We start from the raw sequence: 19,403 nt of genomic DNA on the forward strand, positions 1-19,403 counted from the left end.
ATTAGTGTTGTTCCCGAATTAATTCCATCATATTCTCCGGTTTTTTCAATTCGGCAAAACCGTATTGATTGTAAAGTCCATGAGCATCATCCGTTCCCAATCCCATCCTTTTTAAATCGTTTAAATCCGGATGAGCAGTAATTGCCTTCATGAGCATTTTACTTATTCCTCTACTTCGAAATTCTTCCAGAACAAATACATCCATCAGCCAGCCAAAAATAGCATAATCCGTTACTACACGTGCAAATCCAATCTGGTTATCCGATTTATCATATACTCCGAAACAAAGCGAGTTTTTAATGGACTTTTTTACCATTTCCAATGTTCTGCCTTTTGCCCAGTAGGATTGTTCGGTTAAAAAATTATGGATCAAGGGGATATCCAGTAGTTCTTTATCAGTTGATACGAAAAATATGGTGCTAATTGATTGGTAATTCATAGTAAGGAATCATTTTTTCTACTTCGAATCCCAGTTTTTCTGCGAGTTTAAACGATCCGACGTTGTCAAACCGACAAGCCCATATTGGTTCCAAACCATTTTTAATACAATCTTCTATCATTGCAGAGGAGGTGATTTGTGCAAAACCATTTCCTTGATATTCGGAGAGAGTTTCAATTCCGAGTTCAATTTTTGGATGGTGCACAAATGCAGAAAATACGGTTGATATCGGTTTGTTTTCTAATAACAGACAAAGTCCGCTACCCATTTTTTCGAATTCAGCTTTGTTTCGCCAAAAATATTTTGGAACAACAGTTCCATGTATTTGGTCAAAAAGATTTTTATCTAGTTTAACCAGTTTTAAAGTTTCATGGCCGTTTGTTTTTATCGGTTGAAATTTGTCGCGATTAAAGCGAAAATTTACCCGTGTATTTCTTATCACTTGCGATTCGTTGGTAGCAGTTTTATCTTTTAGGTCAATTATTTGCTCCTTAAGGAGGTCAGAAAGTACTTGATCCCATTTTGTTGGGAATACTTGTAACCACTCTGGGATTTCTCTCTTTTTATCTTTGTTTTGCAAAAATGAGGTGAGTTCGTTATTGAATTTTTCGTTTTGACAATCTCCAAACAATAATGACATTCCATATGCATGTTTTACGTAAAAAGTAGTTGGCTTTTCAATTTGATCAACGAAAATCCAACCATCCATATTTTGTTCAATAACAGTGCGTGCAAAAAGATTATTAATAGTCACTTTTTGAATAGCTTCGGCTGCTTTGTAATAGCTATTTGTTGGTAGTGGTATCATGCTTGAATTTGAGTGTTTGAATGGTTTCTGCAATTCGTTGAATCCCGTTTGTGATTTCTTCTTCATTTCTTTTAGCGATTGATAACCGAAAACTTATTTGTTGCCTCTTTTCTGGAAAGAAACGGCTGCCAGAAGTTACTGCAATTCCTGATTTCAGTAATTGATGGATGACTGTTTCTTCATCAGATAAACAATCTAAGAGAGTGAACCATATTAGGTAACCGCCGTCAGGACGAGTGAAACTTATTTTATTTGGATCAAGCTGTTCCCGGCAAGACTGCAATAAGGTTTGCATTCGTTTTCGATAGATTCGATGAATTCGTTTTTTATGCAATTCATAATATCCTTTCTTGCAAAAAAGATCAATAGCTGCCTGATTAATTGAAGAACCTGAAAGTTCTGTGGTTTGTTTTAATATTCGTATTCGTTGAATTATTTCAGGGGCTGCAGCAATCCATCCTACACGGATGCCGGGAAATAGAACTTTTGAGAAAGTACCAAGATATATTACCATTTGATTTTTATCCATTGCTTTGATTGGGAGCACAGCTTTTCCAAAGTATTTCATTTCTTCTTCAAAACCGTCTTCAATAATTGGTGTTTGGTATTTCTCACATAATGCCATTAGCTGCTCGCGGTGGGCTTGTGAGGTACTTATGCCGGTAGGGTTGTGGAAAGTTGGCATGGTGTATATTAGCCTGGCTTTTCCTTTTTTTAACTGTTGTTCCAGTTGATTTAAGTCCATTCCCTTTTCATTCATAGTAATACTGGTAACAGACAAGCCTAAGTAATTTGTTAATGAAATGAGAGATGCATAAGTGGGAGTTTCCGTTATTATCTCATCTCCCGGATTGGTTAATAGGCGTAGGATAAGTTCCAGTCCGTTTTGCATTCCATTGGTAAGTGCAATTTCTTCATGAGAAACCTGGATGCCATGTTCTCCCAATATTTTAGGCAAATATTTTCGCAAAGGAGGATATCCCAGAGTTGGGGCATAATCAAGTAATTCTACTCCGTCCGACTTTAATGAGATGTTCATACATTTCCGAAAATCCTCAATAGGCATCAAGTGATGATCAGGACTTAATTGTGTAAAATCCAGAATGTCTTTTGTTGTATTATGACTGATCGACTTTTTTTGTTGAAGCTTTTTTGAGGCAGCAGAAAAACGGTCGTTCCAATTAATAAGTGTTTCTGATTTTTGTGATCCAGAATCACCAATGTATTGTCTTTTGCGAACAATTGTGTACCCACCAGAACTACTTTCTGTATATCCGGAAGCCCAAAGTTCTTCGTAGGCACGATAAACGGTTGTTCTGTTAACACCTAGTAAGTCGGCCAATTTCCTGGTTGATGGAAGCTGCTCTCCTTGAAGGATTGTACCTCTTTCAATCAATGATTTCAATTGATTAAATATTTGTTGAAAAAGAGGCAGTTTACTGTATTTGTCAACTTTAATGAGAATCATGATACAAATTTATTACAATAATGGATGATCTAAAACAGCCAATAATCATATAAAATAGACCATCCAAAAAAGAGTTGTAGACGTTTACCTATCTTGTTATTCATTCTTTATAAACTTAGTGGTGAATCTTGTTGTTAATTTACCGTCAAGAAATTAGAGCAGGAGGTATGGGCAAAAGAAATAAGACTATCTTTGCGCCTTCAATTTTGGAGAATATATGCAGAAGATTAGAAACATTGCGATTATCGCACACGTTGACCACGGCAAAACGACGCTGGTTGACAAGATGATATACTATTGTAACATCCTGAAAGATCACGAAAAGAAGCAAGAGCTTATTCTCGATAGTAACGATCTGGAACGTGAACGTGGAATTACTATTTTAGCTAAAAACGTTTCAGTTAGCTACAATGATGTAAAAATCAATATCATTGACACTCCTGGTCACGCCGACTTTGGTGGTGAAGTGGAGCGTGTTTTGAACATGGCAGATGGAGTTTTGCTATTGGCAGATGCCTTTGAAGGAACCATGCCACAAACACGTTTTGTATTGTCAAAAGCATTGGCACTTGGTTTGAAGCCAATTGTGGTTATTAATAAGGTTGACAAACCAAATTGTCGTCCTGAAGAAGTACACGAGCAGGTTTTTGACCTCATGTTTAGTTTGGACGCTACTGAAGATCAGTTGGACTTTCCAACCATTTATGGTTCAGCCAAAGAAGGTTGGATGACTAATGATTTGAGTAATAAAACAGATCATATTGCACCATTATTGGACGCAATCATTGAACATATTCCCGAGCCAAAACCAAATCCTGGAACTCCTCAGTTGCTGATTACTTCATTGGATTACTCTTCTTATGTAGGTAGGATAGCAATTGGAAGGATTCACCGTGGAGACTTAAAAGAGAACATGCAGGTATCTCTTGTGAAGAGAGATGGTTCGGTGAAAAGGACAAAAATTAAAGAGCTTCATACATTTACTGGTCTTGGAAGACAGAAAGTTGAAACAATGCGCAATGGTGATATTTGTGCGATGGTTGGTGTAGAAGGTTTTGATATTGGTGATTCGATTTGTGATGTGGAGAATCCGGAACCATTGGATCCGATTGCTGTTGATGAACCTACCATGAGCATGGTTTTTACTATTAACGATTCACCTTTCTTCGGAAAAGAAGGAAAGTATGTTACTTCCCGTCATATCAAAGAAAGATTGGATAAAGAGCTGGAGAAGAATCTGGCACTTCGTGTGCAACAAGGGGAGTCTGCGGATACCTTTACTGTTTATGGTCGTGGTGTTCTTCACTTGTCTGTATTGATTGAAACAATGCGTCGTGAAGGCTACGAATTGCAAGTTGGCCAGCCAAAAGTTTTGTATAAGATGATTGGTGGTATTAAAAGTGAACCAATTGAAGAAATGCATGTGGACGTTCCAGATGAGTATTCAGGAAAAGTGGTTGAAATGGTAACTGTCCGTAAAGGTGAAATGCAAAACATGGAACGTAAAGGTGATCGTATTCATCTGGAGTTTCTGATTCCTTCACGAGGAATTATTGGTTTGCGTACAAATATGTTGACTGCTACCGCTGGTGAAGCTGTAATGACCCATCGTTTTGTGGAGTATCAACCAATCAAGGGTGATATTGATGGTCGCAAAAATGGATCGTTGATTGCAAAAGAACCAGGAACTGCGTTTGCTTACGCGTTGAATAAATTGCAAGATCGTGGTCGCTTTTTTGTTGCTCCAGGTGAAGATATTTACGAAGGAATGGTTATTGGAGAGAATACACGTGCAGATGATTTGACGATCAATGTCACTCAATCGAAAAAGCTAACCAACATGAGGGCTTCTGGTTCCGATGAAAAAACGAGATTGGCACCACCAATTAAGTTTAGTCTGGAAGAAGCCTTGGAATATATTGGAAATGATGAGTATCTGGAAGTAACTCCAAAGTCGTTTAGAATGCGTAAAATTTTACTTCGCGAAGCTGAACGAAAAAGAGGTATGAAAATTACGTACTAGGATATTGAGTTTATAGCGTTTTTCATCGCTGAATTCAAAACAAAATAAAAGCCGGTTCCTTTTGGAACCGGCTTTCTTTGTCTTAAGCTTTATATTCATCCCATCGTTTGATGGTGATATCGTCGGCAGTGTATTTGCAAATGGCATAGATAAATGCACTTGCAACTCTTGCGTTTGTAATCAACGGTATGTTGAAATCGATTGAGTTTCTGCGGATGTTGTATCCGTTGCTCAATTCACGTTTCGTATAATTTTTTGGAATGTTGATTACCAAGTCGATTTTCTTGTCACGCAAATATTCAATTGTATTTGGTGATTGATCTTCCTCATCCGGCCAGTAAAGCATGGTTGATTTAACCTTGTTTTCGCGGAGGAAACGATGTGTTCCTTCTGTTGCAAAAACATTGTACCCATGTTCAACCAATAATCTCGCACTGTTCAACATTTCAAGTTTTGATCGAGCAGGACCTGAAGAGATCAGGATGTTCTTTTTAGGGAATGTATATCCTACCGAAAGCATCGACTTAAGAATTGCTTCGTAGAAATTTTCCCCGATACAGGCAACCTCTCCGGTTGATGACATGTCAACTCCCAATACCGGATCAGCATTTAGTAATCTGGCAAATGAGAATTGAGGTGCTTTAACTCCAACATATTCCAACTCAAATAATGATTTGTCTGGTATATCGTATGGAGCACCCAACATCACTTGAGTTGCGATTTCGATCAGATTGATCTTCATTACTTTCGAAACGAATGGGAAACTCCTTGAAGCACGGAGGTTACATTCGATCACTTTTATATCGTTATCCTTTGCAAGGAATTGCATATTGAAAGGTCCCGAGATGTCAAGCGCTTTAGCAATCTCTCTTGATATTTTCTTTATTCGTCGAATCGTTTCGATATATAATTTTTGTGGAGGGAATACGATGGTTGCATCTCCTGAGTGAACACCTGCAAATTCCACATGTTCAGAGATTGCATAGGCAACCATTTTTCCTTTGTCAGCAACCGCATCGATTTCAATCTCCTTGGCCATTTCAATAAATTCCGAAACAACTACCGGGTGCTCTTTCGAAACATCAGCAGCCAGGTTCAGGAAGTGTTCTAATTCGTCTTTGTTAGAAACCACATTCATCGCTGCTCCAGAAAGCACGTATGACGGACGAATCAGCACGGGGAAATCTACTTCTTCAACAAACTTGTAGATGTCATTAATGCTGGTCAACTCGCTCCAACGTGGTTGGTCAACACCCAGATCATCAAGCAATGAACTAAATTTCTTACGGTCCTCTGCATTGTCAATCTTCTTAGCAGTAGTTCCTAAAATAGGCACTTGCTGGCTGTCCAGTTTCATTGCCAGGTTGTTTGGAATTTGGCCACCAACCGAAAGAACAACTCCTTTTGGATTTTCAAGGTCTACCACATCCATTACCCGTTCAAAGGTTAATTCATCAAAGAACAGTCGATCGCAAGTATCGTAGTCTGTACTTACCGTTTCCGGGTTGTAGTTGATCATGATGGAGCGAAATCCTTCTTTTCGGATTGTGTTCACTGCATTCACCGAACACCAGTCAAATTCAACAGAACTTCCAATGCGATAAGCACCGGAGCCTAGTGTGATTACCGATTTGCCATCGTTGTAAAAGTCAACATCATGCTCAGAACCGTTATAAGTCATGTACAGATAATTCGTTTGGGCAGGATATTCTCCGGCAAGTGTATCAATTTGTTTTACAAAAGGAAGAATACCTCTGCTTTTTCGGTGTTGTCTTACTTCAACTAATTTCGCAAACATATCTCTAGGTGCCGCGTCAGTAATCAGTCGAGCAATCTGGAAATCCGAGAACCCAGCTTTCTTAGTAGTTAGCAATAGTTCGTCTGGCAAGGTAGCCAACGACTCCTGTTCCTCTAATTTTAGTTTTAATTGATGAATTTTTGATAACTTTTGAAGAAACCAGCGGTCGATCTTGGTTTTCTCGTAAATATCATCAACTGAATATCCTTTGGCAAATGCAGCTGCAATAGCAAAGATGCGTCGATCTGTTGGATTGATTAATTCTTCATCAATCTGCTCAATGGTGATTTCGTCTTTGTTACCAACAAAACCATGCATTCCCAATCCAACCATTCGAATACCTTTCTGAATGGCTTCTTCAAAACTTCTACCAATTGACATGATCTCGCCAACAGACTTCATGGAACTTCCAATCGTTTTGGAAACACCACTGAATTTGTTCAAGTCCCATCTTGGGATTTTACAAACGATGTAGTCGAGCGCTGGCTCAAAACATGCAGTAGTAACTTTAGTTACCGTATTTTTCAGCTCGTGAAGTCCATACCCCAATCCTAATTTAGCAGCGACAAAAGCCAGCGGATAACCGGTTGCTTTCGATGCTAATGCTGACGAACGGGAAAGTCGGGCATTCACTTCAATTACCCGGTACTCCTCAGAGAATGGATCGAGAGCAAACTGAACGTTACATTCTCCAATGATACCAATGTGGCGGATAATTTTTATTGAGATAGCTCGTAGCTTGTGATATTCTGAGTTGGATAGAGTTTGAGAAGGAGCAACAACAATACTTTCACCGGTATGGATTCCCAGCGGGTCAAAGTTTTCCATGTTACAAACCGTGATACAGTTGTCGTATTGGTCGCGAACAACTTCGTATTCTACCTCTTTCCATCCTTTTAACGATTCTTCCACCAAAATTTGAGGTGAATAAGAGAATGCATTGGATGCTAATTTGTGAAGTTCTTCTTCGTTGGAGCAGAATCCACTACCCATTCCACCTAAAGTGTAGGCAGCGCGAATAATAATTGGGAACCCAAGTTTTTTGGCAGCGGCTTTTGCTTCCTGCATGTTAATACATGCAACGCTTTTTGGTGTATATACTTCAATTTCGCCCAGTTTGCCAGCAAAAATCTCGCGGTCTTCCGTGTCAATAATTGCTTGAACAGGTGTCCCAACAACCTGTATATTGTATTCTTCCAGAATGCCTTTCTTGTAAAGCTCAACCCCACAGTTTAGGGCAGTTTGTCCTCCAAATGCCAACAAGATACCGTCTGGTTTTTCCTTCTTAATAACCTGTTCTACAAAGTAAGCAGTAACAGGCAGGAAATAAATCTTATCTGCAATTTCCTCAGAAGTTTGTATGGTGGCAATATTTGGATTGATAAGGATCGTCTCAACGCCTTCTTCCTTTAGGGCTTTCAGTGCCTGAGAACCTGAGTAGTCAAACTCTCCTGCTTCTCCAATCTTCAATGCTCCTGATCCCAGAACGATGGCTTTTTTTATGCTTGTATTTAATCTTACCATAGCTGTATTATTTCTTGCTTTTTACAATGTTTTCGATGAATTCATCAAATAAATATTCGGTATCAACCGGACCACTGGAGGCTTCAGGGTGGAACTGAGTTGAGAAAAATGGTTTGCTTTTATGGCGAATTCCCTCGTTGGTCTCATCGTTTACATTGACAAACATTGGTTCCCAGTCGTTGGATAATGATTTTGGTTCAACCGCAAATCCATGGTTTTGTGAAGTGATGAAGCAGCGGTCAGTGCCTGTTAAAAGAACAGGTTGGTTGTGACTGCGGTGTCCATACTTTAGTTTATAAGTATCCGCTCCGGCTGCTCTGGCTAAAAGTTGGTTTCCAAGGCATATACCCATTATTGGTTTTTCAATTGCAATCGCTTTTGAAATATTCTCAACTGTTTGCTGGCACATTGCCGGATCACCAGGTCCGTTAGACAAAAATACCCCATCAAATTCTTCATTCGTGAAATCGTAATCCCAAGGCACTCTAATAACAGTAGCATTTCTTTGTAGCAAGCAGCGGATGATGTTGTTTTTTACTCCGCAATCTACCAAAACAACTTTGTGTTCTCCATCTCCATAAACTTCTTTTTGAGCGATACTGGCTTTTGCAACCAGGTTCTCCTTGTTTGGGTCGTAAAAATCAATTGGCTCCTCTTCGAATTCAATTTTACCCAGCATGGATCCTTTCTCACGAAGGATTTTTGTTAGTGCGCGAGTGTCTATGTCAAAGAGCCCTGGAACTTCCCATTCTTTTAACCAGTCACCCAAACTTTTCATTGCGTTCCAGTGACTGTATTCTGATGAGTAGTCAGAAATAATTAGCCCGCTAATGTGTACTTTGTGCGATTCGTAATGTTCATAAATACCTTCTTTCTTTAAATCGGTAGGAACACCATAATTTCCAATCATTGGATATGTTGATACCAATATTTGACCCGTATATGAAGGATCTGTTAAGCTTTCGGGGTATCCAGTCATTGCAGTGTAAAAAACTACTTCACCAGCAATTGATTTGTCATAACCGAAAGACTTTCCTTCGAATCGGGTTCCGTCTTCTAAAATCAAACTGACTTTTTTTGCCTCTGTCATTTTATGATCGCTTATATTGATTAAAAAAAATGCGTCTGGCTACTGATGTAGATCAAACGCATTGTTTATATTACTTATTCGATTTTTTTTCTTGACCGTCATGTGTTTTAAACTTCGAATAGATTCATACTTGTTCTTCAATTCATTTTCGAATCCGCCACAAAAATATAAAATATTCCTGAATATTTATTTGTCTTTTATAAAAAATGCATATTTTTGCAGAAGAATTGAATTTTTATTCAAAAAATGAAGAATCGCACAAAAAGACAATTGGCCATTAAGAAGATTATAACCACAGAGGAGGTTCATAGTCAAGATGAATTACTGGGCAGACTACACGACGAAGGGTTTGATCTGACACAGGCTACATTGTCTCGTGATTTGAAAATTCTTAAAGTAGCAAAGATTCCAAATTCGGAAAAAGGCTACCTGTATGTGATACCTGAAGGGGTGAGTGTTGAGCCACAACATGAAAATACTCGTGTGAATTTTTTGGTTGACGGTTTTCGCGATCTTCAATTTTCGGGGAACCTGGCAGTTTTAAGAACAAGGCCAGGGTATGCAAGCAGCCTTGCTGCTGTTTTGGATAATGCTGATCCGTATGAGATTTTGGGGAGTATTGCTGGCGACGATACAATTTTACTGGTTATGCGGGAAGGTATAACTCCAAGTGATTTAATTAATAGTCTGATTCTTGTGATGCCTAAGTTGGAAGACAAGATCGGATAGGGGAGATGAAATGAGTACGATTGAAGATATAAAAGTGCTGGCAGCAAATGTTAGCCATTTAAAATATGTTACTGAAATCAACGATGCAATTGATAAAGCATCCAGAGAACGTGGTACTGGTATTGCCCGTCGTACAGACGAGTATATTACCAATAAAATCATGGAAGGGAAGGCAATCATTGCACTTGATGGAGAAAAGTTAGCGGGCTTCTGTTATATTGAATCATGGGGACACAACCGGTTTGTTGCAAACTCTGGTTTAATTGTAATTGGAGATTATCGTGGATTAGGACTTGCCCGTGAAATTAAAAAGAAAGCTTTTGAAATTTCGAGGGAAAAATTCCCAAGAGCTAAGATTTTTGGATTGACTACAGGATTGGCTGTCATGAAAATTAATCATGAGCTGGGATATCGTCCGGTAACTTTTTCGGAGCTTACGGATGATGAGGATTTTTGGAGAGGCTGCCAGAGCTGTGTTAATTACGACATTTTACAGCGTACATTAAGAACAAAATGTTTGTGTACCGGAATGTTGTATGATCCAGCCTGGGAGAAAAAAGACGAAGCTGTGGCGAAGTCGAAAAAGAGTTCTTTCCTTGAGTTTATAGGAAAGTTTAAAGCGAAGAATGGTTCAAATGGTAAAGAATCTTCATCGTTTAATATGTTTAAAAGAATAAAACAAAATATTAGTGATGGCACTGTTCGGCAATCATTTCAGGATTAATTTTCTTCAAATGAACCCGAAAGTTGTAAATAATTCATGTTGGTCATAAGGAATAAAATCTTAATTGATTGATGTAAATAAACAGCAATTGCAATTACGGGAAAAATAAGGTTAGTAAAGTTGTAAGTTTTCAGTAGAAATGCTGATTCGGTGTCATCACTTTTTTAAAATAAAAATCAAATGAAAGAAAAAGTAGTATTAGCATATAGTGGCGGATTGGACACTTCCTTTTGTGCAAAGTATCTTTCCGTTGAGAAAGGCCTGGAAGTATATACAGCAATCGCTAATACAGGCGGATTCTCCAAGGAAGAACTTCAAACAATTGAAGATAAAGCATACGAACTTGGTTCATCCAAACACGTAGCTTTGGACGTAACTGATACCTATTACGAAAAGTGTATCCGTTACATGGTGTATGGAAATGTACTTCGCAATAATACCTATCCAATTTCGGTAAGTTCTGAACGCGTTTTTCAGGCTATCGCAATTATTGAATACGCAAAGAAAATTGGTGCTAAATATGTGGCTCACGGAAGTACCGGAGCTGGAAATGATCAGGTGCGTTTCGATTTGACTTTCGAAGTACTTGCACCGGACATTAAAATTTTAACACCTACAAGAGATTTGCAATTGACGCGCGAAGCTGAGATTGATTACCTGAAAAAACATGGAGTAGAAGCAGATTGGTCTAAAATGGCCTATTCTATAAATAAAGGATTGTGGGGTACAAGCATCGGTGGGAAAGAGACTTTGACTTCTGAGCAAACATTACCGGAAGATGCCTATCCTTCACCATTAACTGAAAAGGAAGAAAGAGAAATCACCCTTGATTTTGTGAAAGGAGAGTTGAACGGGGTTGATGGAAAAAAATATTACAATACAGTTGATGCAATTCGTGCTTTGGAAAAATTAGCATCTGCTTATGCCATTGGAAGAGATATGCACATTGGTGATACCATCATCGGTATTAAAGGTCGTGTTGGTTTTGAGGCAGCAGCTCCGATTTTAACAATCAAAGCGCATCAAATGCTGGAAAAACATACGCTTACCAAATGGCAAATGTACTGGAAAGAACAATTGTCTAACTGGTACGGAATGTTTTTGCATGAGGCACTTTATCTGGATCCAGTAATGCGTGATATCGAAAAATTCCTCGAAAACACACAGGAAACCGTTACTGGAAAGGTAATTGTCAAACTGAAACCATATCACTTTGTTTTGGTTGGAATTGAATCAGAATACGATTTAATGAAGTCTGACTTTGGTGAGTACGGTGAAATGAACAAAGCTTGGACCAGCGAGGATGTGAAAGGATTTACCAAGATTTTGGGAACATCATTGAAGATTTATAATTCAGTAAACAAGAAATATTAATTCGGAAAGCAGTAATGATTAAAGTTGGAATAATAGGAGGAGCAGGTTATACTGCGGGGGAGCTTATCCGGATTTTAATAAATCATCCAGAGGCAGAAATTGCTTTTGTGCAGAGTACGAGTAATGCTGGAAATCCGATACATGTTGTGCATCGTGATTTGCTTGGCGAGACGGAGATTGACTTTGTTGCTGAAGCCGATTTTTCAAAGAGTGATGTTATTTTCCTGTGCATGGGACATGGGAAATCGAAAGAATTTGTTGAAGAAAACGATATACCGGCTTCGGTAAAAATTATTGACCTCAGCCATGACTACAGATTAAAGGCTGAAGGAAATGATTTCATTTACGGATTACCCGAAATTAACAGGGAAAAAATTCGTTCTTCTGAACGGATTGCAAATCCCGGTTGTTTTGCGACGGGTATTCAGTTGGCAGTTTTACCACTGGCAGCTGCCGGTTTGTTGAAAGATGAATTGCACGTGCATGCTATTACCGGATCTACCGGTGCAGGGCAGGCACCAAGTAAAACATCACATTTTAGCTGGAGAAACAGTAATGTTTCAGTTTACAAGGCTTTTCAGCACCAGCATCTGGGAGAAATCACTGAAAGTTTTGTGCAGTTGCAGCCATCATTTGATAAGAGCATCAATTTTATTCCGGTAAGAGGGAACCATACACGTGGTATTTTTGCATCGGTTTACACTCAGTTTTATGGAACTGTTGAAGAAGCTGAGAAACTGTATTCAGGCTACTATGAAAGTCATCCATTTGTGTTTGTCACAAATGAAAATCCGGATGTGAAACAAGTGGTGAATACCAATAAAGCAATTGTACATGTAGAGAAGCATGGCGATAAACTGATGATATTGAGTGTGACGGATAATCTGCTGAAAGGAGCTTCCGGACAAGCAGTACAAAATATGAACCTGATGTTTGGCTTGGATGAAAAAGCCGGACTGAATTTAAAACCAGTTTCTTTTTAATATGAAGCTATTTGATGTATATCCGCTGTTTGATATTACTCCCGTAAAAGGTGACGGTTGTTATGTTTGGGATGATCAGGGAAATCGTTATCTGGATTTATACGGTGGTCATGCTGTAATTTCGGTGGGACACAGTCACCCTGCATATGTGGAGAAAATTAATCAGCAGTTGCAGCAAATTGGGTTCTATTCAAACTCGGTAAAAATACCACAACAGCAGGAACTGGCTGATAAGTTGGGCGAATTATCTGCATTGGAAGATTACCAATTGTTTCTATGTAACTCAGGTGCTGAAGCAAATGAAAATGCGCTAAAACTGGCATCGTTTGTAACTGGTAGGAAAAGGGTTATTAGTTTCAAGAAAGGATTTCATGGTCGTACTTCCGCAGTGGTTTCGGTTACTGATAATCCAAAAATCATTGCTCCAATTAATGAGAATGAAAACGCGGTAATTTTACCGTTTAACGATATTGAACAAGTTGAGCAACACTTAAAGGCTGAAGATGTTGCGGCGATTATTGTGGAAGGGATTCAGGGAATTGGAGGTATCCATGTCCCTGATCCTGACTTTTTAGAGGCACTTGAGCCACTTTGTAAAAAGCATGGTGCTTTGTTGATTTTGGATGAAATCCAATCAGGCTACGGCAGAAGTGGAAAGTTCTTTGCCTATCAGTATACCAATGTAAAACCCGATATGGTTACTGTTGCCAAAGGTATGGGGAATGGTTTTCCAATTGGTGGGGTGATGATAAATCCTGAGTTGAAACCTTGGTTTGGAATGCTGGGAACTACTTTTGGAGGAAATTATCTGGCTTGTGCTGCAGGAATAGCTGTTCTTGAAATTATGAAGCAGGAAAAGCTGGTCGAGAACTCTGAAGAGGTTGGGAATTACCTGATAATTAAACTTTCTGCTTTTGAGCAGGTTAAAGAAGTGAGAGGGAAAGGTTTGATGATTGGGATGGAATTTGAAAATCCGATTAAAGAAATTCGTCAAAAGCTTCTTTTCAATGAAAAAATATTCACTGGCGTTTCCGGAACGCATATCATACGCTTGTTGCCACCATTGACTTTGACAGTGGAACAAGCTGATTTCTTTCTGGAAAAATTTGCCAAAGTGTTAAATGAAACAGCGGTTAAAGCTGTTTAAAAAATGGATGATTGTTATGAAATTTGAAAAAATAACCATCATAGGTGCTGGAAACATGGGGGGAGCCATTGTTAATGGTTTGCTAAGTTCCGGCTATATTCAGGCTTCAGGGATTTCTGTTTCTGATCGTAAGAAGAAGTTACTTGATCAGAATGAGGAAAAAGGTGTCAACGTTTTTGAGGATAACCTGGAAGCTGCGAAAGATGCACAGTTAATTATTTTGGCTGTAAAGCCGTATCATATAGAAAGTGTGATCAATGAGCTGAAACCGATACTTGGCTCAGATAAGGTATTGATTTCTATTGTTGCAGGTGTTGGATTGGATGATTTGGAAGAAATGACAGGTGTTGAAATGCCTATCTTCCGTGTGATGCCAAATACTGCAATTTCTATACAGGAATCAATGACCTGCATTTCTGCAAATGGTAACACTGCAGAACATCAGGATGCGGTTAAGTTTTTATTTGACCAGTTGGGAGAGACAGTTCTTATACAGGAAGAATTAATGGCGGCAGCAACGGTGCTTGCATCGTGTGGTACTGCATTTGCCCTTCGATATGTCAGAGCAGCGATGCAAGGTGGTGTTGAAATGGGATTCGGAGCAGAGGTTGCACAATTTATCACAGCCCAAACAGTTAAGGGAGCTGTAAAGTTGATCTTAGATACCGGAAATCATCCAGAACGAGAGATTGATAAAGTGACTACCCCTAGAGGAATCACGATTACCGGAATTAATGAAATGGAACACAAAGGATTTAGTTCTTCTGTTATTCAGGGATTAATTGCTTCATTCAATAAAGTTGAGAAGGGATAAAACCAAATTGAAGAAATGAATCTTAAATACCATAAAATTACCGTTAAAGTCGGTAGTAACGTTCTTACTAAATCTGATGGAACTTTAAATGTTTCGCGTATTGCGCATTTGGTTGATCAAATTGCTGAATTGCATCGTAATGGTGTTGAGGTGATATTGGTATCTTCAGGTGCTGTGGCTGCCGGTAGAAACGAGGTGAAGATGGCCAGGAAACTTGATCCCGTATCATCACGCCAGTTATGGTCGGCCGTTGGGCAGGTAAAATTAATCAACAAGTATGCTGAATTTTTTGAAAGGCATGATATTACCTGCGCACAAGTGCTTACAACCAAAGATAATTTCGGTGAGCGCAATCATTATTTAAACATGAAAAACTGTTTTACAACTTTGCTTGAGAATGGAGTGGTACCAATCGTGAATGAAAATGATACGATTTCGGTTTCAGAGCTCATGTTTACAGATAATGATGAATTGTCGGGACTGATTGCTTCCATGCAACATTCCGAAGCACTAATTATTCTAAGCAATATTGATGGTATTTATGATGGTGATCCAGCGAATGATGAATCACAAATCATCGAAGAAATCAATATTAAGGATAAAAGCTGGATGAAGCATATCTCCATTCAAAAGTCAAATTTTGGACGTGGTGGAATGCTTACAAAAAGCAGTATTGCAAAGAAAGTTGCACAAGAAGGTATCGCAGTGCATGTTGCAAGTGGCTTACATGATAATGTTCTGCTTGATGTGCTTGATAAAAATAAACATGTGAAGCATACGCTTTTTATGCCTTCAAGAAAAAAAGCATCAAGTGTAAAGAAATGGATTGCTTATACAGACAGTTTTGCTAAAGGTGAATTGATTATTAACCAAGGAGCAAGAGAAGCCCTTTTTTCACCAAAAGCAACCAGCTTGTTGCCAATAGGTGTGATAAATGTGCGAGGAATGTTTCAGCGCGGTGACATTGTAAAGTTGGTCGATGAACAAGGTAAATTAGTTGGGTGGGGAAAATCGCAGTATAACTCTGATAAATTGGAGGCCGAACGTGAAAGCACCAAACAAAAGCCAATAGTTCATTACGATTATTTGTACTTAATTGAAGATTAAAATAAAAATATTGACTCAGGATAACAATTTATACCCTTTTCTTTAATCCCCTTTTTTGTTGACTTCAACAAAATCTAAATATTCTGAGTTTATCCCCTTCCTCCCCCAGGGAAGGGGATTTTTAAATTTTAGGCCTTCTATTTTTTGGGAGGTTATTACTTTCCCTAATTTTGTGGGAAGAATCAGGGTGAATAAAAAGCCTGATTGAAAATATTAAATTGAAAATTATGATGGAGGTCAAAAAACAACTGGAACTAACGTTGAAAGCTAGCAGAACCTTAAATCTGCTTAGCGTTGAAAAAATCAACCAGGTTTTAAATGATCTGGCAGAAGCAGCTGTTGAGAATACAGATGCTGTATTGGTTGAAAATCAGAAAGATTTAAACAGAATGGATCCGGCTGACCCCAAATTTGACCGTTTGAAATTAACTCCGGAGCGTATTGAAGGTATTGCTGCTGATATAAAAAACGTAGCGAGCTTGCCGTCTCCAATTGGGAGGGTGTTGAGCGAGACTGAGCGCCCCAATGGATTAAAGATTAAGAAAATTTCTGTAGCATTTGGTGTGATTGGTATTATTTACGAAGCTCGTCCTAATGTAACGTTTGATGTATTTTCATTGTGCCTGAAATCAGGGAATGCCTGTGTTTTGAAAGGTGGGAGCGATGCCATTGATTCCAATACAGCGATTGTAAAGGTTATTCATTCGGTTTTGGAAAAACATGGAGTTGATAAAAATATTCTGGCCTTACTTCCTGCGGATCGGGAAGCTACAGCTCAAATACTGAATGCGCATGGATATGTGGATTTGATCATCCCAAGGGGATCTCAAAACCTGATTAACTATGTACGTCAAAATGCAACGATTCCAGTAATTGAAACCGGGGCAGGAATTTGTCATACTTATTTTGATGAATTTGGTGATACAGCAAAAGGAGAGGCGATTGTGAATAATGCGAAAACTCGTCGTCCGAGTGTTTGTAATGCGCTGGATTGTCTGGTTATTCATGAAAGTCGTTTGGCTGATCTACCAAAAATATGCAAGGAATTGCCATCAAGCAATGTGGTTGTTTATGCTGATGAGAAAGCGTATTCAGTTTTAAAGGATAACTATCCAGCAGAATTATTGGAAAAAGCCACCGAAGAATCATTTGGAACAGAGTTCCTCGATTATAAAATGTCGGTGAAAACTATTGAAAGTTTTGATGCGGCATTGGATCACATCGCAGCGTACAGTTCCAAACATAGTGAGGCCATTATTTCTGAAAATGAAGAACGTTTGGAGCTTTTCCGAAAAATGGTGGATGCATCGTCGGTATATTGTAATGTTTCAACTGCATTTACTGATGGAGCTCAGTTTGGATTAGGTGCCGAGATTGGTATCTCAACTCAGAAATTGCATGCTCGTGGCCCAATGGCTTTGGAAGAATTAACCAGCTATAAGTGGATTATTGAAGGCGATGGTCAAATACGGCCTTGATTTTTTAAAAACTCGTAACAAGCAACTCGTAACCCGTAACTCGAAATTATGAAACATTTTACATCCGTGCACGATCTAGATAATTTGGATGAAGCTTTGAAATTGGCTTTGGAGCTGAAACAAGATCCATATAAATATCAATCATTGGGAAAAAACAAAACCCTTTTGTTGGTTTTCTTTAATTCCAGTTTGCGTACCCGATTAAGCACACAAAAAGCTGGTCTTAATTTGGGAATGAATGTAATTGTGTTTGATATCAACGAAGGTGGTTGGAAGTTGGAAACTGAACTGGGAGTGATTATGGATGGTGATAAGCCGGAACATATTCGTGAGGCAGTTCCGGTAATCGGAAAATATTGCGATATCATTGGCGTTCGTTCATTTGCCAAATTCGAAAATAAAGAAGACGACTACGAAGAAAAGATCATTCAGCAGTTTATTGATTATGCAGGAGTTCCTGTAGTAAGTATGGAAGCTGCAACCCGTCATCCACTGCAGTCGTTTGCTGATCATTTGACAATCGAAGAATATAAGACGAAAGAAAAACCGAAAGTGGTTATGACCTGGGCTCCGCATCCGCGCGCATTACCGCAGGCTGTGCCTAACTCATTTGTAGAGTGGATGCGCGAAACCGATTATGAATTGGTGGTTACTCATCCGGAAGGTTATGAATTGGCCCCTGAATTTATGGGTGATTTAAAACCTGAATATGACCAGATGAAAGCTTTTGAAGGAGCTGATTTCATTTACGCAAAGAGCTGGGCTGCGTTTAACGATTATGGAAAGGTGTTGTCAAAAGACCGTGATTGGACAGTGTCTAATCGTCAAATGGCTGTAACCAATAATGCTAAATTTATGCATTGTCTACCAGTTCGTCGAAATATGATTGTAACGGATTCTGTGATTGATGGTGCAAATTCAATTGTGGTTCCGGAAGCTGAAAATCGCTTGTTCTCTGCTCAGGCAGTTATCAAGATGTTGTTGGACGAAATCCAGTAAACCCTTTTTGAAAAGGTCATCCTGAACTTGTTTTACGATCTATTTTTATTTAGAGATGATGAATCAAGTTCCGCATGACAGACTTACTTTAATAATTCAGAATATGCAAAAGTTAACCATTGTCAAAGTTGGAGGAAAAGTAGTTGAGGAAGCAGCATCGCTAAATGATTTGCTGGATCGTTTTGCCGGATTGGACGGACTGAAAGTGTTGGTTCATGGTGGAGGGCGTTCCGCGACGGCGATGGCCGAACGATTGGGTATTGAGACCAAGATGGTGGAAGGACGTCGGATTACGGATGCCAACATGCTCGAAGTGGTGACAATGGTTTACGGCGGATTGGTGAATAAAAATATTGTGGCCGGCTTGCAGGCTAAAGGTATCAATGCCATTGGTTTGACAGGTACCGATTTAAATTACATGCAGGCTGTTAAACGTCCGGTGAAAGATATTGACTATGGCTTTGTAGGCGATATTGTTTCAGTGCATGTTGAGGAACTGAACCTGTTGGTTGCGAAAAACGTGGTTCCGGTATTGGCTCCACTTACTCACGATAAGAACGGACAATTGCTAAACACCAACGCTGATACCATTGCTGCGGAAGCTGCCATTGCTTTTAGTAAATATTACGAAGTTGAACTGGTTTATTGCTTCGAAAAGCCGGGTGTACTGGAGGATGCAGAAAATGACGATTCGATAATTACATCCTTAAACCACCAACAATTCAAAGCCCTTCAGGAAACCGGAGCCATTCATGCTGGAATGATTCCTAAACTTGACAACAGTTTCAATGCTATTGATAAAGGCGTTACCCAAGTTCGGATTACCAATATTCCGGGCTTGCAGAGTGGGGGAACAACTTTATTATCAGATTAATTTTTCGGAGACAGTTCAGCGATC

16 protein-coding genes are annotated in these 19,403 nt (G+C 39.1%); 11 read left to right on the top strand and 5 right to left on the bottom strand.

Going from position 1 to position 19,403, the window contains the following annotated elements:
* Nucleotide 1: 1 nt before the first annotated feature.
* From ACUNWD_RS17480 to pdxR, 3 genes are read right to left on the bottom strand one after another with little or no spacing between them, the layout of a single operon-like run.
* Nucleotides 2–439 (bottom strand): GNAT family N-acetyltransferase, encoded by a 438-nt coding sequence (locus tag ACUNWD_RS17480; protein ID WP_445589141.1) that lies wholly within the window; start codon nucleotides 437–439, stop codon nucleotides 2–4.
* Entirely contained in the window at nucleotides 420–1,247 is an 828-nt protein-coding gene (locus tag ACUNWD_RS17485) for a GNAT family N-acetyltransferase (protein WP_445589142.1), read from the bottom strand. Before ACUNWD_RS17485 ends, ACUNWD_RS17480 begins: the two co-directional genes overlap by 20 nt.
* Nucleotides 1,225–2,715 (bottom strand): MocR-like pyridoxine biosynthesis transcription factor PdxR, encoded by a 1,491-nt coding sequence (gene pdxR, locus ACUNWD_RS17490; RefSeq protein ID WP_445589143.1) that lies wholly within the window; start codon nucleotides 2,713–2,715, stop codon nucleotides 1,225–1,227. Before pdxR ends, ACUNWD_RS17485 begins: the two co-directional genes overlap by 23 nt.
* A 217-nt stretch (nucleotides 2,716–2,932) precedes the next feature.
* Between pdxR and typA the strand changes: the two genes are divergently transcribed.
* Nucleotides 2,933–4,738, top strand: a complete 1,806-nt coding sequence (typA, locus tag ACUNWD_RS17495; RefSeq protein ID WP_445589144.1) for a translational GTPase TypA — start codon at nucleotides 2,933–2,935, stop codon at nucleotides 4,736–4,738.
* A gap of 82 nt (nucleotides 4,739–4,820) precedes the next feature.
* Here typA and carB read toward each other — a convergent pair whose 3' ends face one another.
* Nucleotides 4,821–8,060 carry a carbamoyl-phosphate synthase (glutamine-hydrolyzing) large subunit gene (gene carB / locus ACUNWD_RS17500; RefSeq protein ID WP_445589145.1) on the bottom strand — a complete coding sequence of 1,080 codons (3,240 nt, stop codon included), beginning with the start codon at nucleotides 8,058–8,060 and terminating at the stop codon, nucleotides 4,821–4,823.
* A gap of 7 nt (nucleotides 8,061–8,067) precedes the next feature.
* Entirely contained in the window at nucleotides 8,068–9,150 is a 1,083-nt protein-coding gene (gene carA, locus ACUNWD_RS17505; protein WP_445589146.1) for a glutamine-hydrolyzing carbamoyl-phosphate synthase small subunit, read from the bottom strand.
* Nucleotides 9,151–9,396: 246 nt separating this feature from the next.
* Here carA and ACUNWD_RS17510 point away from each other — a divergent pair, with 246 nt between their 5' ends.
* From ACUNWD_RS17510 to argB, 10 genes are all read left to right on the top strand, one after another.
* Nucleotides 9,397–9,879 (top strand): arginine repressor, encoded by a 483-nt coding sequence (locus ACUNWD_RS17510; protein WP_445589147.1) that lies wholly within the window; start codon nucleotides 9,397–9,399, stop codon nucleotides 9,877–9,879.
* Between the two features lie 10 nt (nucleotides 9,880–9,889).
* Complete coding sequence (locus tag ACUNWD_RS17515) at nucleotides 9,890–10,603, top strand: GNAT family N-acetyltransferase (RefSeq protein ID WP_445589148.1); 714 nt, start codon at nucleotides 9,890–9,892, stop codon at nucleotides 10,601–10,603.
* A 180-nt stretch (nucleotides 10,604–10,783) separates the two neighbouring features.
* Entirely contained in the window at nucleotides 10,784–11,977 is a 1,194-nt protein-coding gene (locus ACUNWD_RS17520) for an argininosuccinate synthase (RefSeq protein ID WP_445589149.1), read from the top strand.
* Between the two features lie 14 nt (nucleotides 11,978–11,991).
* Nucleotides 11,992–12,960, top strand: a complete 969-nt coding sequence (gene argC, locus ACUNWD_RS17525) for an N-acetyl-gamma-glutamyl-phosphate reductase (protein ID WP_445589150.1) — start codon at nucleotides 11,992–11,994, stop codon at nucleotides 12,958–12,960.
* A gap of 1 nt (nucleotide 12,961) precedes the next feature.
* Complete coding sequence (locus ACUNWD_RS17530) at nucleotides 12,962–14,107, top strand: aspartate aminotransferase family protein (protein ID WP_445589151.1); 1,146 nt, start codon at nucleotides 12,962–12,964, stop codon at nucleotides 14,105–14,107.
* Between the two features lie 16 nt (nucleotides 14,108–14,123).
* A complete protein-coding gene (gene proC, locus ACUNWD_RS17535) occupies nucleotides 14,124–14,921 on the top strand; it encodes a pyrroline-5-carboxylate reductase (protein WP_445589152.1) in 798 nt (265 codons plus the stop codon).
* A 15-nt stretch (nucleotides 14,922–14,936) separates the two neighbouring features.
* Nucleotides 14,937–16,028 (top strand): glutamate 5-kinase, encoded by a 1,092-nt coding sequence (proB, locus tag ACUNWD_RS17540; RefSeq protein WP_445589153.1) that lies wholly within the window; start codon nucleotides 14,937–14,939, stop codon nucleotides 16,026–16,028.
* A gap of 227 nt (nucleotides 16,029–16,255) precedes the next feature.
* Nucleotides 16,256–17,506, top strand: a complete 1,251-nt coding sequence (locus ACUNWD_RS17545; protein WP_445589154.1) for a glutamate-5-semialdehyde dehydrogenase — start codon at nucleotides 16,256–16,258, stop codon at nucleotides 17,504–17,506.
* A 48-nt stretch (nucleotides 17,507–17,554) separates the two neighbouring features.
* The gene (locus tag ACUNWD_RS17550; RefSeq protein WP_445589155.1) at nucleotides 17,555–18,505 is read left to right on the top strand and encodes an N-acetylornithine carbamoyltransferase; all 951 of its coding nucleotides are present in this window, start codon (nucleotides 17,555–17,557) and stop codon (nucleotides 18,503–18,505) included.
* 103 nt (nucleotides 18,506–18,608) lie between these two features.
* On the top strand, nucleotides 18,609–19,379 hold the full coding sequence (argB, locus tag ACUNWD_RS17555) for an acetylglutamate kinase (RefSeq protein ID WP_445589156.1): 771 nt from the start codon (nucleotides 18,609–18,611) through the stop codon (nucleotides 19,377–19,379).
* Nucleotides 19,380–19,403 lie beyond the last annotated feature (24 nt).

It is taken from the genome of Sunxiuqinia sp. A32 (assembly GCF_052690465.1).

What these genes read in the sequence shown, in the direction of transcription:
- ACUNWD_RS17480 (WP_445589141.1), bottom strand. Translation starts at nt 439, where the DNA reads ATGAATTACCAATCAATTAGCACCATATTTTTCGTATCAACTGATAAA.
- ACUNWD_RS17485 (WP_445589142.1), bottom strand. Translation starts at nt 1,247, where the DNA reads ATGATACCACTACCAACAAATAGCTATTACAAAGCAGCCGAAGCTATT.
- pdxR (WP_445589143.1), bottom strand. Translation starts at nt 2,715, where the DNA reads ATGATTCTCATTAAAGTTGACAAATACAGTAAACTGCCTCTTTTTCAA.
- typA (WP_445589144.1), top strand. Translation starts at nt 2,933, where the DNA reads ATGCAGAAGATTAGAAACATTGCGATTATCGCACACGTTGACCACGGC.
- carB (WP_445589145.1), bottom strand. Translation starts at nt 8,060, where the DNA reads ATGGTAAGATTAAATACAAGCATAAAAAAAGCCATCGTTCTGGGATCA.
- carA (WP_445589146.1), bottom strand. Translation starts at nt 9,150, where the DNA reads ATGACAGAGGCAAAAAAAGTCAGTTTGATTTTAGAAGACGGAACCCGA.
- ACUNWD_RS17510 (WP_445589147.1), top strand. Translation starts at nt 9,397, where the DNA reads ATGAAGAATCGCACAAAAAGACAATTGGCCATTAAGAAGATTATAACC.
- ACUNWD_RS17515 (WP_445589148.1), top strand. Translation starts at nt 9,890, where the DNA reads ATGAGTACGATTGAAGATATAAAAGTGCTGGCAGCAAATGTTAGCCAT.
- ACUNWD_RS17520 (WP_445589149.1), top strand. Translation starts at nt 10,784, where the DNA reads ATGAAAGAAAAAGTAGTATTAGCATATAGTGGCGGATTGGACACTTCC.
- argC (WP_445589150.1), top strand. Translation starts at nt 11,992, where the DNA reads ATGATTAAAGTTGGAATAATAGGAGGAGCAGGTTATACTGCGGGGGAG.
- ACUNWD_RS17530 (WP_445589151.1), top strand. Translation starts at nt 12,962, where the DNA reads ATGAAGCTATTTGATGTATATCCGCTGTTTGATATTACTCCCGTAAAA.
- proC (WP_445589152.1), top strand. Translation starts at nt 14,124, where the DNA reads ATGAAATTTGAAAAAATAACCATCATAGGTGCTGGAAACATGGGGGGA.
- proB (WP_445589153.1), top strand. Translation starts at nt 14,937, where the DNA reads ATGAATCTTAAATACCATAAAATTACCGTTAAAGTCGGTAGTAACGTT.
- ACUNWD_RS17545 (WP_445589154.1), top strand. Translation starts at nt 16,256, where the DNA reads ATGATGGAGGTCAAAAAACAACTGGAACTAACGTTGAAAGCTAGCAGA.
- ACUNWD_RS17550 (WP_445589155.1), top strand. Translation starts at nt 17,555, where the DNA reads ATGAAACATTTTACATCCGTGCACGATCTAGATAATTTGGATGAAGCT.
- argB (WP_445589156.1), top strand. Translation starts at nt 18,609, where the DNA reads ATGCAAAAGTTAACCATTGTCAAAGTTGGAGGAAAAGTAGTTGAGGAA.